This is a genomic window from Catenovulum agarivorans DS-2, assembly GCF_000568405.1.
Taxonomy (GTDB): Bacteria; Pseudomonadota; Gammaproteobacteria; order Enterobacterales; family Alteromonadaceae; genus Catenovulum; species Catenovulum agarivorans_A.
In genome coordinates this window covers 1-14,488 of record NZ_ARZY01000058.1, presented here as the reverse complement: position 1 = coordinate 14,488, position 14,488 = coordinate 1, and the positions used below count along the sequence as shown (strand labels likewise).

Here is a 14,488-nt window from a genome sequence, read left to right as displayed (position 1 = left end):
AATTTCCATATACTGCACCAAACTAGCAGCGATTTTGGCAAACAGAGAACCACTAAGCCAAATAATTCTCCGGCAATTCAATTTGTGCAGCACCAGACTCAACCGCAGCAACAGCAACAGCTTTAGCAACTCGTTGCAAAAGCCTTGGGTCCATCGGCTTTGGAATAATATACTCTCGACCAAACGTCAACTCTTGACCACCACTTGCCTTAATCACAGAGTCAGGAACTGGCTCTTTCGCCAACTCGCGAATGGCATGCACCGCAGCCACCTTCATATCATCATTAATATCAGTCGCTCTAACATCCAATGCGCCCCTGAAAATAAATGGGAAACATAAAACATTATTTACCTGATTTGGATAATCAGAACGGCCCGTCGCCATAATAATATCGCTACGCTGAGCCAACGCCAATTCAGGTTTAATTTCTGGATCAGGGTTAGAACAAGCAAACACCACAGGGTTCTCGTTCATTAAATCCAAAGCTTCAGGCGGCAGAACATCAGGACCAGACACACCAACAAATACATCAGCACCCGTTAATGCATCTTCCAATGTACGACGGTCAGTATTATTGGCAAACAGCTTTTTATGCTCAGTTAAGTCTTCACGGCGCGTATGAATTACCCCTTTTCTATCCAACATATAAATGCGCTCACGCTGAGCACCACACTTAATCAACAACTCCATACAAGCAACCGCAGCCGCACCTGCACCCATACAAACAATAATAACATCGCGAATGTCTTTACCTTGAATTTCAAGCGCATTTAACATACCTGCAGCCGTTACAATAGCAGTACCATGTTGATCATCATGGAAAACAGGAACGTTACATTTTTCAACCAAAGCGCGTTCAATTTCAAAACATTCAGGCGCTTTAATATCTTCTAAATTAATACCACCAAAAGTATCTGCAATACTAGCAACCGTCTGAATAAACTCATCCACCGTTCGGTGTTTAACTTCAATATCTATCGCATCTAACCCAGCAAACTTTTTAAACAACAAAGCTTTGCCTTCCATCACAGGTTTAGACGCGAGCGGGCCTAAATTGCCTAAACCCAAAATCGCAGAGCCATTTGAAATAACCGCAACTAAATTACCTTTAGCAGTGTATTTATATGCTTCTTCTGGGTTAGCAGCGATTTCTCGAACAGGCTCTGCAACACCAGGGCTATATGCAAGAGCCAAATCGGTTGCTGTTTCGGCAGGTTTAGTAAGTTCTACGCTGATTTTTCCGGGTACAGGAAACTGATGATAATCGAGGGCCTGCTGGCGTTTATCTGACATGAAAAATCCTTCTGAAAAGAAACAAGAATATAAAGCCACAATGTTCAATGGCGTATATACTAAGTATTCATCAAAGCTGGCAGATAAGCCACCCCCAATAGGAGGAAAAATGCAAACAAACGACATAATTCGCGTTGGATTGATAGGATTTGGCTTTTCCGCGCAAACTTTCCACCTGCCTTTTTTAACTGCAGAAAATGGTTTTAACATCACAGCAGTATCAAGTAGCCAAGCAGAGCATGTACAAAACACACTGCCAAATGCACAGATATACTCACAAGCACAAGCGCTAATTGCGCAAGCAAATGTCGACCTAGTCGTGATTACCGCCCCCAACGATGTTCACTACAGTTTAGCCGAACTAGCACTACAACATAACAAACATGTTTTGGTAGAAAAGCCCTTTGTTACCACAAGTGCACAAGGCGAAGCGCTAATCGCACTAGCCAAACAACAGCAGCGAGTACTAAGCGTTTATCAAAACCGCCGATGGGATGGCGATTTTTTAACCGTTAAACACCTAGTAGATAATCAAACCTTAGGCAATATCAAATATTTTGAAAGCCATTTCGATCGCTTCAGACCACAAGTGAGACAACGCTGGCGAGAACAAGCATCAGAAGGTGGCGGCATACTCTATGACCTTGGGCCACATCTGATTGACCAATGCCTGCAACTATTTGGAATGCCTGAAAAAATTACCGCGATTTGCGAAATAACGCGTCCAGGCTCAAACAATATAGATTTCTTTAATATGATGCTGCACTACCCCAGCATGCTCGCCAGTTTACAAGCTTCACTGCATTGCGCAGGCCCGAATGTGCGCTACAAAGTCCAAGGTGATATTGGCAACTACGAAAAGTTTGGTTTAGATCCACAAGAAGACAGATTAAAAGCAGGTGTTAAACCAAATACACTCGATTGGGCTGCTGAAAATAGCGACCACTATGGCAAGTTGTATAGCGCAGATAATGTTGAAAACATTGCCACCATAACGGGCGGCTATCAAACATTTTTTAAAGAATTGCACAGTGCAATTTGTCAAGGCACCGCCGCCCCCGTCTCAGCGCAAGACGCCTTGCTAACGATAAAATTAATCGAATTAGCCATGCAAAGCAGCCAACAGCAAAAAACGCTTAAGATTTAGATTTGCAGTCAGGTTATAACAATGTTATTTATGTAACATAAGCATAAAACAAACTAGAACACCATATAAAAGGTACGAAAAATGCCCATTACTCGTGATAGAAGTGCTCAGCACAAAGTTTACATTCCGTCCAATGCCCGTGAAAATCAATATCTACTGGCAAAATTTGAATTACCAGACGCATTGTTAGCAAAATTTGCCGATCAAATAGACTCTGGCAGTGAACAACCATATCATGATTTTTATCAAACACTCGCCAACTTGTTTTTTGATGTATGCGACAAACATGAAATTGAAAGCGGTCAATTTGTTGCTAACGACAAATTTATTCGTGTACGTTACAGCCCAGAAAAAATTACAGCACAAACTGATCAGCAAATTATCTTTTTATACAACCCAAAATATCACTCTGGCCACAAAGCTTTTATTGAAAGCAAAAAACGCGTGCGAAAATTAAAACTGCTCTTTTTAGCCAGTGGTGAAGAAATTCGTCACAACTCAGCGAAATTCCATTCAAAAGTGGAAAAAGCCGTTGAAGCTTACAGCAGCCTATTAGGCTTAGACCAAGGTGCAGTACGTTTGTGTGATCACCAACACTTAACCTACGACTTATTTGCCAAAGAAAAAGGCGTAGAAGGCACACAAGCACACAAATTGCGTTCAATTGAAAATCGTTTTAAAGCCCACGATGTAACATTAGAAGGTGAATTTGATCAACAAACCTATGCAGTTGTTGATATGCCACTAACTAAACGCATTCAAAGCTTATTTGATATTGATAAACAAGCAAAATGCCCGTATGAAGATTTATACACAAGCTTAGAAAAACAGTTTATCGAATGTGCACAGCAAAATGGTATTGACCAAGGCATTATGATCGCAAATGGTTTAGTACCAGTTGTTCGCAGCAAAACAGACACAGTGATTTCTGAAAATGGTGAACTTCAAACGATAGACTTTAACGAAAATGCACCAGACAACAGCTTCTCTGCGCATTATTCGCGTCGTCGTTTAGTTGACTCAGTCCAGTTTGTATTTATCGCAGCCAAAAATGACATGTCGAGCTATGGCTATGGTAAATTCTTAAACCAAGTTCACTCAGCAATGCGTAGTTTTGCAAGCAAGCTCAATTACCAACACAAAGGTGAAACAATGTCAGTGCGCTTGCACCAACATGTTGGATTAAATCGCTAATCAGTGACAAAGCGCTTGGAAATTTAACTAATTCACCAAGCGCTTAACCAATGCTCTAATTCAGCTTAAAACTGGTACCCAACAGACAGTAATGAATAGACCCCGCCCGTATCAAGCTGACTGTTAAACAACTCGGCTTCAGCTTCAGTGTAGCGAGCTTGCAAACCGACAACAAAATTTTTGTCCAACCGCCAGTTTACGCCCGCAGCCAACCAAACACCAACATCTTCGTCGTCTTGACTAACAACATAATCATCAATCAATCTCTGTCGTTCAGCGACAGCCAAATTGATGCCGCCACCTAAGAAGGGTTCAAAATGCTGACCAAGCATCCAATATTTGCGTATACCTAAGTGAAGGCCACCAGTAACCTCCTCTAAAGTTCGGCCATCCTCCTTGGAATCTTGCCCAGCAGCGAGCAAATCAACGGCGATACTAACAGGCCAACTTTTGCGTTTAAAATCAGCCATAATCCCAAATGCACCATGACTATCATCGGCAAAATCATTGTCATCTAATTTCTTTTGCCCCAAAATCAAAGATACTCTGTTTTGCCAAACATCAGCATCATGCGCTTGAACATTCGGCAAAAACAACAATAACGAGGCCGAAGCAGTAGTAGCAAGTAAATGTTTAAATTTCATAGGTTCCTCCAAAAAATAGCGAATTAAAATTTATTGCCCTGAATTGAGGGCAGAATAGGTTGAAAAAATAACAATGCCGTTTCCCACTAACGCCAGAACTAAAATGCACAGCGGGGACAGCTTTTTGAAACTAAAATCGTTTGGCGTTTGCTCGGCAAGATCAACCCAACGAGCAAGCCGTATCGCAGCCGCATATAGCAATATCGCGGTAACAATGCCGATACACTCCACAAGCATAAGCAGAACTGGCATTACAGAAGGTGTCTTTGGAAAAATAGCCAACAAATCAAGTGCATACACAATTATGTAAACCAAAGCCAAAACCTTAGAAACGGGGGCGACAACTTGGTAGTTCTTTAATGCCAAAGGCACAGCTAACAACGAGCTCATGCCCAAAGCAGTTAATAACCCGTTGAATGCCACTAATATCAATGCACTAAGGTGAGAAAAGTCTCGATTTTCAATATATCCACCTGGGATCAATGAGATCAACAGCGCTGCGTTAATGGCCAGCAGAAATGCAAGCCACTTATTCTGAAAACTAAATTCCATGACTTAAACCCTCAATTATTCAACTAACAGTTCAAACGCCGTCTCTAAAACCAAATCTTGGTCATTTTCACGTTGCTCTAAAGTAAAAAATGGTACTGCAGCGTCGACTGGCACACCTGAAAACTCATACCAATCTTGCCCAGGGCTCAGATAGAATTCGTTCGACAAACCAATTTCAACACCATTGGGCAATTCAAAGCTAAGCACATCAGAAAAAGAGCCTTGGGTTGACTCCCCGACAAGGGTTACTTGTGGCAATTGCGCCATAGCAAGGGTAAAAACTTCAGCAGCAGATACAGTATTCGCACTGACTAAAACAGCAACAGGTGATAAATATTGGACGCGCTCACTCGGCGAGAGAAGTACATCAACAAGCTCAGTTCTATGATCCCCTTCACGAGCTTGCTTGCTATAAACGTGCGTAGCTGGCGTATCAACAAATCGTTGAGTTATGGCTAAACTAATATAGTCGCTGCCACCATTGTTAGTTCTAACATCGACAATCAACCCTTGAGTATCAGTCAAATCAGTGAGTGCCGAATCTAGCGCTGCGTTCAGGCTATCTAATTCACTTTGCGCCAGTTCAGTAGCGGTTAGATCTGGGTTACTCTCGCCATACCCAGTCATAGAGCCTATGTATATATAGCCAACATTATCCACCTCAAACCAACGAATTAGACCGTTTGCAGCCGTTTTAATGCTAGCAGGTTCATGGGCATAACCAGCGACTATGTCCCATTGCAATTGATACATTGCAGCAATATATGCATTTAGATCAGCAGCCAACTGCGGCGTCAAAAGCTCAACGGGTATAGGGAACGGCAACTGATATAATTGCGCAAACTCTGCAACAAATTGAGACACCAAGGTCGGCTTGTTTGTCGCCGTATAATAATCATCACCATCGGGGGAGATAACTTGAATATGCGTGTCGGCCAATGGCGTTAACATCTCGACGATAACTTCCAACAATTCATCTTCAGTAGAATCAACCAACAACTGCTCTAAAGCCAATTGATAAAGGACATCTATATCAATATTTTTTTGCGAAAAATCGAAATAGTGGTCACGAAAAACTTCATAGACCATTGCAAGATCACGCTGATAGTCCACTTGATAACCATCGTCACCAACAGACAGAGTTAAATTCTGCATACAAACATCTGGCAAAACATCAATCTTGCTAAACACCATACCAGGTGCCGAGAATTCCTCAGTCCCATATCCAGCAAATACCTCAAGTTGATTTTCATTCGAGATTAAACGGGCACTGACTTCAAGATCTGCTGTTGTAAAATCCTCTTGAGAATCCTCCAACCAACAATAACTTGAGGTATACAGATATGACTTGAGTGAGTCATCGTCAATTGCGTAAATTTGGCCATAGGCTGGGGATTGCCAAACACCTTGATATTTACTGGAGATTTGGCTTTCGGAAGAATCACTTCCGCATGCCACCATGCTAGCTGCGGTTACCCCAATACATATAAGCTTGAAGATTTTCATACTTAGTACCCTTATAAACAAAAATAGTTTGGGCACGTAGCCCAAAGTTCATATCAACGGGGCACAGTATGCAAAATAGTCAAAATAGATGTGTTCGGTTATATAGGAGAGGACAACGCAAGACTAAAAAATTGCAAGGACATACCATAAACAATTGAATTTTATAAAATTAATATAGAACTCACCCGATGTCCTAACCTATCGGATAGGACAAAATTATTGACCTTGTTGGATAGAACGCCTGTACTGAGCGGGGGTCATTCCGACATTTTTATTAAATGCTGTGTAAAAAGCTGATCGAGAGTTAAAACCACTATCGACTGCGACATCAACCACACTTTTATCTTTTAACTTAGGGTTAGACAGTTGCTGCTTAGCATATGCAATTCTTTGTTGATTTACATAGTCAAAAAAGCTCATCTGATAGACGGAATTCAAAGTTTGCGACAAATAATTTGCAGATACCGACAACATATCGGCTAATTGAGGCATGCTTAGATCAGCTTGTAAATATACACAATCCTCAGACATTAACTTATCTAGCTTGTTAGAGATTCGTAGCATATCGGCTTCGGACAAAGCAGAGTTATGATACTTAGCTTTTTGTTCAACGGCTTGCTCATCAACTGCCTGAACAGCTCGCACATATGAGCGTTCTTTACCACGATAGATCCTCGGTTGCAGCAACCCCATCACCCCAATATAAAAGATAACAGCAACAGAAAATAGCTCTAAAAATCCCATTATCGCCGTTACTTCTTCAGAATCTTGGAAAAATAGTAGTATTGCAATACCTTGAATGCCGCCAAACAAAAACAGCCAAAGCAGATTGGTTAGCCACCTCAAAGTAATATGTTCACGGTAAGAAAATATATTGTTGATGCGGTTTTTATGCTCCAGTAGCATTTTTAAACACAAAAACAAATAGACAAAAAAGCTAATGATTTTGCCAATGGTTTGAATTCCAACACCATAATATGTCAATGCTGGCCACTCATTTGAAATTACCCCTGTTTGCATTAGGTATAACTTCTGTTCAAATGGCAACAACCAATAGGGTATCGATAAAACAATGCAGGCTATAAAGAATGAATAGTGTTTGAACACTTGGCCAGTGCGATTATCTTTTTCTGGACAAGTCGCCTGGCGAACATACCAGTACAATGCAATTCCGACACTCGCATCAACAGGCAAACTCGCACCAACCAAAAAAGGAACGGTATAAATATAACCTGTATCTAACAGAAATTTTTGCAATACTTCAAAGCTAAAGGCAAACAAAAGTATCGATAAATGAATATTTATCGCCCTACTCTTTCGGCCTCTAAAATACAAAAGTACCGCAAAGACCACGCCTTGACCTGCGGCTAAAAACAATAGCAGAGATTGAATAGTTATAGTTGGTGTCATCAAATGAGTATGCAGTGAGGAGTTGCATTCAGTTTACAATGAGTTGATTAGCCAAGGCAACAGACTCAAATGAACGACACAACACAAATTTACTTTGTAACATTTCCGCCGTAAGCTAAGGCCCACAAAGCAAAAATAACAATAATGGTCATAATCATGGAGTGGAAAAAAAGCCTACGTTGGTTTATCGCCACCAGTATATTTATCGCGGTTATTTATGGCATCGAACAATATCTGGGTTGGCACAACGTCTTAAAACAGTGGCAGCATGTGTCTGTTGCACAGCTTTTGTTACTGACCTTAATCACCTTTATCAGTTATTGGCTAAGAGCATGGCGGATTTATTATTATTTTGGCAAACCCGAACAGCATGCACTCTCCCCATATATTCGTATCAACTTACTACACAATGCACTGAATAACTTCCTGCCGATGCGTTTAGGCGAAGCCTCGTTTCCGTTGTTTATGAAACAAAGCTTTGCATTTCCAATAATCAAAAGCACCACAGGGCTATTAGTCATTCGAGCATTAGACCTACACTGGTTATTGGTCATGTTGATTTTCATCGCCAGTCAGCAACTCACCATGCAAATACTCTGGTTATTATTGCCATTGTTAGTGGCGCCATTTTTGTTGCCCAAATGTTGGACACAATTACTCAAAGTCGCACCAAATTCACTGAAAACAAAATTAAACCAACTACCGACACACAGCAATTTATCAGCTGGATTTGTCGTAAAAGTATATCTGCTTACAAGTATTATCTGGTTGGTTAAGCTCGCAGCGCTCGGTTTGATATTACAATTTTTTATCCCACTACCACCCGCACAGGCCTTGTTTGCAGTGATTAGCGCCGATCTCAGCAGTATTTTACCCATTCATGGCATAGCTGGCAGCGGCACTTTTGAAGCAGCCATACTAGCCGCGCTACTGCCACTTGGTTTTGAACAACAACAAATAATCCAAGCCGCGGTCAATCTGCATATATATGTATTAGTCGTCACATTATTGAGTGTGCCTATCGCACTGTGTTTTAAACAAAAGTAACACAGTGCTGTCATAAATTCTTAAGCCAGCAAGGTTAGCCTTGCTGCAATTAAATAGAGAAAGTAGAGATATGCCAGCAAGTCATCCAAAAAGTTTATCTATCGTCATTCCGATGTACAAAGAAGCAGAAAACGCACAACTCATGGTAGAGCGCATTCATCAAGGACTCGCCGATTACAATGCCCCGTGGGAAGTAATCTGTGTTGACGACGGAAGTCCAGATGGCACATTAAAAGCCTTACAAAATGCCCAAAAAACCTTTGGTCAGCACGTTAGAATTATCGAATTGCAACGCAATTTTGGTCAAACGGCCGCAATGCAAGCTGGTATAGACGCAGCTCGTGGTAATTTAATCGCAACACTTGATGGTGATTTACAAAACGACCCAAATGACATTCCTAGAATGGTCGATGAGCTAATCGAAAGAGATTTAGACTTATTACAAGGCTGGCGTAAAAACCGTCAAGATGCAGCCATCAAAAGAAAATTGCCATCACGCATCGCCAATAAATTAATTGCGCGCATCACAGGGGTAAAATTACACGACTACGGCTGCAGCTTAAAAATATATCGTGCCAACGTCCTCAAGCAAGTACGCTTATTTGGTGAAATGCACAGGTTTATTCCTGTATGGGTTGCTGGGGTAACTGCGCCACATAGAATCGGTGAAACGGTTGTAACCCACCACGCGCGTCAATTTGGCGAATCAAAATACGGTATCAGCCGAACATTTAGGGTGATTATCGACCTGCTATCGGTCTTTTTCTTTTTACGCTACAAAGCTCGCCCAGGCCATTTTTTCGGTTCAATCGGTTTATTTACCGGCGCCTTAGGTGGCTTATTAATGACATGGCTACTGGCGGTTAAATTTATCTTTGGTGAAGATATCGGCCATCGTCCTATGTTATCAGTCGCAATTTTAATGTTGGTAATGGCGCTGCAATTTATCACCACAGGCGTTGTTGCCGAAATGCTGACACGTATCTTTTTCCAAAATAATAAAGGCAAAAATTTTGTTGTACGGAACATCTGCGAGCCTGAAGAAGGCCAATCGTGGCAAAACTATAACCATGATAAAAAATCACAATCTGAGTGAGTTATTTTATCATCCCAGCACTTTAGCACTATTCTTAATCGCGGGGTTTATTCTCAATGTCTGGGGTGTGCCGCTATTTGACGTAGACGAAGGCGCATTCTCAGAAGCCACCCGCGAAATGCTCAGCTCAGGCATCTGGTCTGCCACCTATTTAGACGGCGAACCAAGGTACGACAAACCCATTTTGACATACTGGTTTCAAGCATTTTTTGTACAAATGTTCGGCCTAAATGAATTTGCACTGCGAATGCATTCAGTGGTCAGTGCGATGTTGTGGAGTGGCGCAATCTTTTATTTTTGCCAGCAGTTTATTAATCGCAAAACAGCTTTTGTCGCAACTCTCATTTTTAGTTCAACATTATGGATAACCTTAATTGGTCGTGCGGCAACTGCCGATGCGCTGCTAAACCTTTTTATTGCGTTAACCTTTTTTGATATATACCGTTATGCCCAATCCGAGGACAAAAAACATTGTTATCGCGCTTGGTTATGGCTTAGTTTAGGTGCACTGACCAAAGGACCCGTGGCTATCGCAATCCCAGGCATGGTCAGCCTAATATGGTTTGCGTCTAACCAACAATTAACCTTATGGCTACGCGCCATTTTTAACCCAGTTGGCTGGTTAATATTATTGTCAGTGCTGTCACCTTGGCTATACATGGTGTGGTTAGAACAGGGTAGCGGATTTTTTCATGGTTTTTTAGTCGAGCATAATCTAAAGCGTTTTACCGCCACAAAAGAAGGTCATGGTGGTCAGTGGTTTTATTATCTTGTTGCACTGCCTTTGATACTGCTACCTTTTAGCGGCGGTTTATTCAAACAACTAGCACTAGGCAAACAACTGTTAAAAGACCAATTAGATAGACTGTTAGTCATTTGGTTTGTGGTGGTGTTTTTATTAGTCTCTTTTTCTCAAACACAACTGCCACACTATGTCTTGTATGGCGTCACCCCCGTTATCATTTTAATGGCAAAATACCGACACAGCCTATTGTCAGGAAAGTGGCAACTGATATTCCCATTGCTGTTTTGTATTATTCAATTTGTTTTGGTTTATCTAGCACCTGAACTTGCTAGCCAAAATGACAACCCCTATCAACAACAAATGTTGGCACAAGCCGATACAGTATTTGATAACAGCTACTTGTTCAACAGCATCCTGCTGTGCTTGTTTTTACTCGCGTTAGCGATAGCGCCGATTAAATCTTGGCAAAAACTGGTTAGTTTCGCATTTTGCCAAAGTGTATTTTGCTACCTGGTGTTATTACCAGCAATCGCCCAAATTCAACAATCACCGATTAAACAAGCCGCCATTTACGCTAAACAAATCGACCAAACATTCGTTGCCTACAAAATGCATATGCCAAGTTTTAGCGTATATCGTGAACAAATTACTCACAGGCGCGATGTGCAAGCAGGAGATTATGTCTACACCCGGGCAGATCGCATCAGTCAACTTGAAGAAAGGTTTGGCCAACACAACGTGGATATTTTTTATCAACAAGGTGGCATTGTATTAGCCAAAATAACCAATAAACCCAATAAATAAGGATAAACAGCATGATACGCTTTGTCGCTTTAACCGCCGCGGTACTGCTTTTAGTTGCGCTCAGTATATATGTGTTATTTGATTATCATTTTGGTTTTATTTGGTTGAATCAACAAAGCAACTTAATGCCAACAACATTTTGGTCAGTGGTCACATTATTTGGTGACAGCCATGTAGCAGTTGCACTAACTTTGTTTTTAATTACCCAGCACAAACAGCTATTACCAGCCGCTTTGATTGCCACCATCCCAGCAACATTGATAGCACAAAGTTTTAAACGTGGAATGCCGATAGATAGACCATTTTCGGTTTTACCAGAAGACAGTTACATTCAAATTGGCCGCGTCCTCGAAATGGGCAGTTTTCCATCAGGCCACACCATGACAGCAGCAGTTTGGGTGGGGTTATTTATTTTGTTTATCCGCCAAAACTGGTGCAGCTACCTATTAGGCGGTGTATTGGTTTTAGCAGGCTTAAGCCGAATTATGGTTGGCGCACATTGGCCAATCGACGTACTGGTTGGCGCGGGGGTTGGTTTACTTTGCGCACTATTCGGTTACAAAGTGGCAACTCAATATCAATTGGGCGAAAACAAATTTAGCCAAGGCGCATTGTTTATTCTGCCCATCTACGCCTGTTTTAAAGTCTTTACCCACAACGGCGGCTACCCACAAGGGCATCCATATATAATGATACTGGTCGCAGCTGCAATAAGTTATTTTATTTGGCTAAACGCAAAACCAATGTATTTTGCACAAGGTAAATCTTAATGCAATCAAACACCCAATCTAATATCCAACAAGTATCCATGTGGCAATGGCTGCTTATTATCGTCAGCTGCGTGTTTGCCTATCGCCTTGTTATCACTATAAATACGCCAATTAGTTTGTTTTACGACGAAGCTTACTATTTGTCTTGGGCGCAAAATCTCGACTGGGGCTACTATTCCAAACCACCAATGGTCGCGTGGTTAATTGCCACAACCACACACATATTTGGCATGGCTGAATGGGCAGTAAAACTATCCGCGCCCGTGTTATATGCGGCAACGGCAATATTATGTTTTGCCATCAACAAACAACTATTTAACGCCAAAGCAGGTTTTTGGGCTGGGTTAACATTTATGTTAATGCCGTTAGTTAGTTTAAATTCACTGTTTGTCACAACCGACGCGCCACAACTATTTTTTTGGGCCGCTGCCTTCTACGCATTTATCCAAGCCCAACACAGTAACAAATGGTTTTATTGGGGATTAGCAGGCCTATTAGGTGGGCTCGGTTTATTGTCAAAATATACGTTTATTTTATTACCCGTAACCTTTTTAATTTACGCGCTAATCAGCCAAAGTGGCCGACAAATCTTAACCAACCCGCGTTTTTGGATCGCCTGTTTAATCGCCATAACCCTATTAATCCCAAACTTAGTTTGGAATTTCCATCACGACTTTATTAGCTTCCAGCACACCTCAGAAATCTCAAAACATGCGCAAAACAGCGCAAGCCTAGCCCGCATGCTAGAATTTTTAGCGCTGCAATTACTGGTATTTGGACCCGTTGCATTAGTGATACTGACCGTTTGCGGTGTGAAATCAATAACACAGCAAAGCCAACAAACAACCGACTCAATAAAACTGCTATGGTGTTTATTCTTGCCGACTTTAGCAGTGATATCTCTACAAGCACTGACCGCACGAGCAAACATGAACTGGGCAGCAGCAGCCTACGTAGGTGCAAGTTTATTGGCTGGATATTATTTTAGCCACATGTGGCAAAATAAGATTATCTACCAACGAGCGCTCGTTATACTCGCAATGGTCGCCAACCTTGTTTTGATGGGCGCGTTTTATCATTTTAACGCATTCACCCAATTAATTGGTGTAGAACGAAACCAACACAACGACCCATACAAGCGCATACTAAAGTGGCCACAACTGGTTGGCGAATTCGACCCAATATTCAAACAACGTCCACAAGCCAAACTCGCCAGCGACTCACGAAAACTACTAGCCTACTTTGGTTACTACTTGTCTAATCAAGACTTTCAAGGCGCTCACATAGACGGTACCGACCATATTGGCCATCACTATGAATTGAAATATCCAATAAATCAGCAAACCGAAACCGAGTACTATTTCGTCACGCAAAACTGGCACGAGCAAGATTTACTAACATATTTCTCAACAGTCGAACTGGTAAAACAAGCCAGCGTCGATGTATACCCCGAGTTTAAACGCACCGTCAGGCTATATCGAGTAAGCGGATATAAACAGGAGTAAAAGTCATGCATGCAGATAAACTAAAGCGAATCATCACACGCAAAGATGTCATGCTTTGCGCACTCTGTGCACTTGTTTTTACCACATACCCGCAGCTAGACCTTATGGTAACCAACTGGTTTTACGACACAACCGAGCAAACATTCTACCTATCGCGTCACTGGTTGGTACACGGCCTGTATATATTATTCGCCAAACCTCAAATCGTTTTACTTCCGTTATTAATGTTTTTAGCCCTGTATGGCTACCTAAAATACCGCAAAAAAGACGCAACCAAACGGCATAAAAAATACGTTTGCACGTTTTTACTTGTATCACTGATAATCGGCCCTGGTTTGATTGTAAATGAATTAATCAAAAACAACTCAGTTGGCCGTGCACGACCCGTTCATATTGAGCAATACGGTGGCGATGCGCAATTTACCCCAGCGTTTGTCTACTCGGGATACTGTCAAACAAATTGCTCGTTTGTCAGCGGCCATGCAGCTGTTGGTTTTTATTTTATTGGATTAGCTTGGTTGTTTAGGCGAAAAGATGCGTTTTACTTAGGGTTAGCGATTGGTATTTTGGTCAGCTTTACTCGCATCGCCAAAGGCGGCCATTTTTTGAGTGACACGGTTTTTGCTTTTTGGGTAGTGTATTTCACCAATGTGTTATTAGCTTATTGGTTTAGATTAGAAAACCCCTTTCGGCAATCGGTGCAATATAATCAGCCTATGATTACATCTAATGCACCGAGTTAGCAGCGCTTTAATTACCGTGCCTGCAAGCTCA

The 14,488-nt window shown here is 41.6% G+C and carries 13 protein-coding genes; 8 read left to right on the top strand and 5 right to left on the bottom strand.

The window, feature by feature from the left end; translation table 11 throughout:
- Positions 1 to 52: 52 nt before the first annotated feature.
- On the bottom strand, positions 53 to 1,294 hold the full coding sequence (locus tag DS2_RS18495; RefSeq protein WP_035016524.1) for a malic enzyme-like NAD(P)-binding protein: 1,242 nt from the start codon (positions 1,292 to 1,294) through the stop codon (positions 53 to 55).
- A gap of 109 nt (positions 1,295 to 1,403) precedes the next feature.
- Here DS2_RS18495 and DS2_RS18490 point away from each other — a divergent pair, with 109 nt between their 5' ends.
- Positions 1,404 to 2,441 (top strand): oxidoreductase, encoded by a 1,038-nt coding sequence (locus DS2_RS18490; RefSeq protein WP_035016528.1) that lies wholly within the window; start codon positions 1,404 to 1,406, stop codon positions 2,439 to 2,441.
- An 81-nt stretch (positions 2,442 to 2,522) separates the two neighbouring features.
- Complete coding sequence (locus tag DS2_RS18485) at positions 2,523 to 3,635, top strand: DUF3083 family protein (protein ID WP_035016522.1); 1,113 nt, start codon at positions 2,523 to 2,525, stop codon at positions 3,633 to 3,635.
- Between the two features lie 65 nt (positions 3,636 to 3,700).
- Here the strand turns inward: DS2_RS18485 and DS2_RS18480 are convergent, their stop codons facing one another.
- The 4 genes from DS2_RS18480 to DS2_RS18465 all read right to left on the bottom strand — a co-directional run bounded on the left by DS2_RS18480 (position 3,701) and on the right by DS2_RS18465 (position 7,747).
- Complete coding sequence (locus DS2_RS18480; RefSeq protein WP_035016521.1) at positions 3,701 to 4,279, bottom strand: outer membrane beta-barrel protein; 579 nt, start codon at positions 4,277 to 4,279, stop codon at positions 3,701 to 3,703.
- Between the two features lie 30 nt (positions 4,280 to 4,309).
- Positions 4,310 to 4,831: a hypothetical protein gene (locus tag DS2_RS20110; protein WP_051480011.1), complete on the bottom strand. Its 522-nt coding sequence runs from the start codon at positions 4,829 to 4,831 to the stop codon at positions 4,310 to 4,312.
- 15 nt (positions 4,832 to 4,846) lie between these two features.
- Positions 4,847 to 6,337 carry a S41 family peptidase gene (locus DS2_RS18470; RefSeq protein ID WP_035016519.1) on the bottom strand — a complete coding sequence of 497 codons (1,491 nt, stop codon included), beginning with the start codon at positions 6,335 to 6,337 and terminating at the stop codon, positions 4,847 to 4,849.
- Between the two features lie 216 nt (positions 6,338 to 6,553).
- Positions 6,554 to 7,747, bottom strand: coding sequence for a helix-turn-helix domain-containing protein (locus DS2_RS18465; protein WP_035016518.1), 1,194 nt, complete (start codon positions 7,745 to 7,747; stop codon positions 6,554 to 6,556).
- Between the two features lie 156 nt (positions 7,748 to 7,903).
- Between DS2_RS18465 and DS2_RS18460 the strand changes: the two genes are divergently transcribed.
- From DS2_RS18460 to DS2_RS18435, 6 genes are all read left to right on the top strand, one after another.
- Positions 7,904 to 8,794, top strand: a complete 891-nt coding sequence (locus tag DS2_RS18460) for a lysylphosphatidylglycerol synthase transmembrane domain-containing protein (RefSeq protein WP_051480010.1) — start codon at positions 7,904 to 7,906, stop codon at positions 8,792 to 8,794.
- A gap of 70 nt (positions 8,795 to 8,864) precedes the next feature.
- The gene (locus tag DS2_RS18455; RefSeq protein WP_035016514.1) at positions 8,865 to 9,890 is read left to right on the top strand and encodes a glycosyltransferase family 2 protein; all 1,026 of its coding nucleotides are present in this window, start codon (positions 8,865 to 8,867) and stop codon (positions 9,888 to 9,890) included.
- Positions 9,865 to 11,439: an ArnT family glycosyltransferase gene (locus DS2_RS18450; protein WP_035016512.1), complete on the top strand. Its 1,575-nt coding sequence runs from the start codon at positions 9,865 to 9,867 to the stop codon at positions 11,437 to 11,439. Before DS2_RS18455 ends, DS2_RS18450 begins: the two co-directional genes overlap by 26 nt.
- 11 nt (positions 11,440 to 11,450) lie before the next feature.
- Positions 11,451 to 12,209: a phosphatase PAP2 family protein gene (locus DS2_RS18445; protein WP_035016510.1), complete on the top strand. Its 759-nt coding sequence runs from the start codon at positions 11,451 to 11,453 to the stop codon at positions 12,207 to 12,209.
- On the top strand, positions 12,209 to 13,714 hold the full coding sequence (locus tag DS2_RS18440; protein WP_035016508.1) for an ArnT family glycosyltransferase: 1,506 nt from the start codon (positions 12,209 to 12,211) through the stop codon (positions 13,712 to 13,714). The genes DS2_RS18445 and DS2_RS18440 overlap by 1 nt, the downstream gene beginning before the upstream one ends.
- A gap of 5 nt (positions 13,715 to 13,719) precedes the next feature.
- Positions 13,720 to 14,457 (top strand): phosphatase PAP2 family protein, encoded by a 738-nt coding sequence (locus tag DS2_RS18435; RefSeq protein ID WP_051480009.1) that lies wholly within the window; start codon positions 13,720 to 13,722, stop codon positions 14,455 to 14,457.
- Positions 14,458 to 14,488 lie beyond the last annotated feature (31 nt).

Excerpts from the sequence above, each read along its gene's own strand:
- DS2_RS18495 (WP_035016524.1), bottom strand. The coding sequence starts at position 1,294 with ATGTCAGATAAACGCCAGCAGGCCCTCGATTATCATCAGTTTCCTGTA.
- DS2_RS18490 (WP_035016528.1), top strand. The coding sequence starts at position 1,404 with ATGCAAACAAACGACATAATTCGCGTTGGATTGATAGGATTTGGCTTT.
- DS2_RS18485 (WP_035016522.1), top strand. The coding sequence starts at position 2,523 with ATGCCCATTACTCGTGATAGAAGTGCTCAGCACAAAGTTTACATTCCG.
- DS2_RS18480 (WP_035016521.1), bottom strand. The coding sequence starts at position 4,279 with ATGAAATTTAAACATTTACTTGCTACTACTGCTTCGGCCTCGTTATTG.
- DS2_RS20110 (WP_051480011.1), bottom strand. The coding sequence starts at position 4,831 with ATGGAATTTAGTTTTCAGAATAAGTGGCTTGCATTTCTGCTGGCCATT.
- DS2_RS18470 (WP_035016519.1), bottom strand. The coding sequence starts at position 6,337 with ATGAAAATCTTCAAGCTTATATGTATTGGGGTAACCGCAGCTAGCATG.
- DS2_RS18465 (WP_035016518.1), bottom strand. The coding sequence starts at position 7,747 with ATGACACCAACTATAACTATTCAATCTCTGCTATTGTTTTTAGCCGCA.
- DS2_RS18460 (WP_051480010.1), top strand. The coding sequence starts at position 7,904 with ATGGAGTGGAAAAAAAGCCTACGTTGGTTTATCGCCACCAGTATATTT.
- DS2_RS18455 (WP_035016514.1), top strand. The coding sequence starts at position 8,865 with ATGCCAGCAAGTCATCCAAAAAGTTTATCTATCGTCATTCCGATGTAC.
- DS2_RS18450 (WP_035016512.1), top strand. The coding sequence starts at position 9,865 with ATGATAAAAAATCACAATCTGAGTGAGTTATTTTATCATCCCAGCACT.
- DS2_RS18445 (WP_035016510.1), top strand. The coding sequence starts at position 11,451 with ATGATACGCTTTGTCGCTTTAACCGCCGCGGTACTGCTTTTAGTTGCG.
- DS2_RS18440 (WP_035016508.1), top strand. The coding sequence starts at position 12,209 with ATGCAATCAAACACCCAATCTAATATCCAACAAGTATCCATGTGGCAA.
- DS2_RS18435 (WP_051480009.1), top strand. The coding sequence starts at position 13,720 with ATGCATGCAGATAAACTAAAGCGAATCATCACACGCAAAGATGTCATG.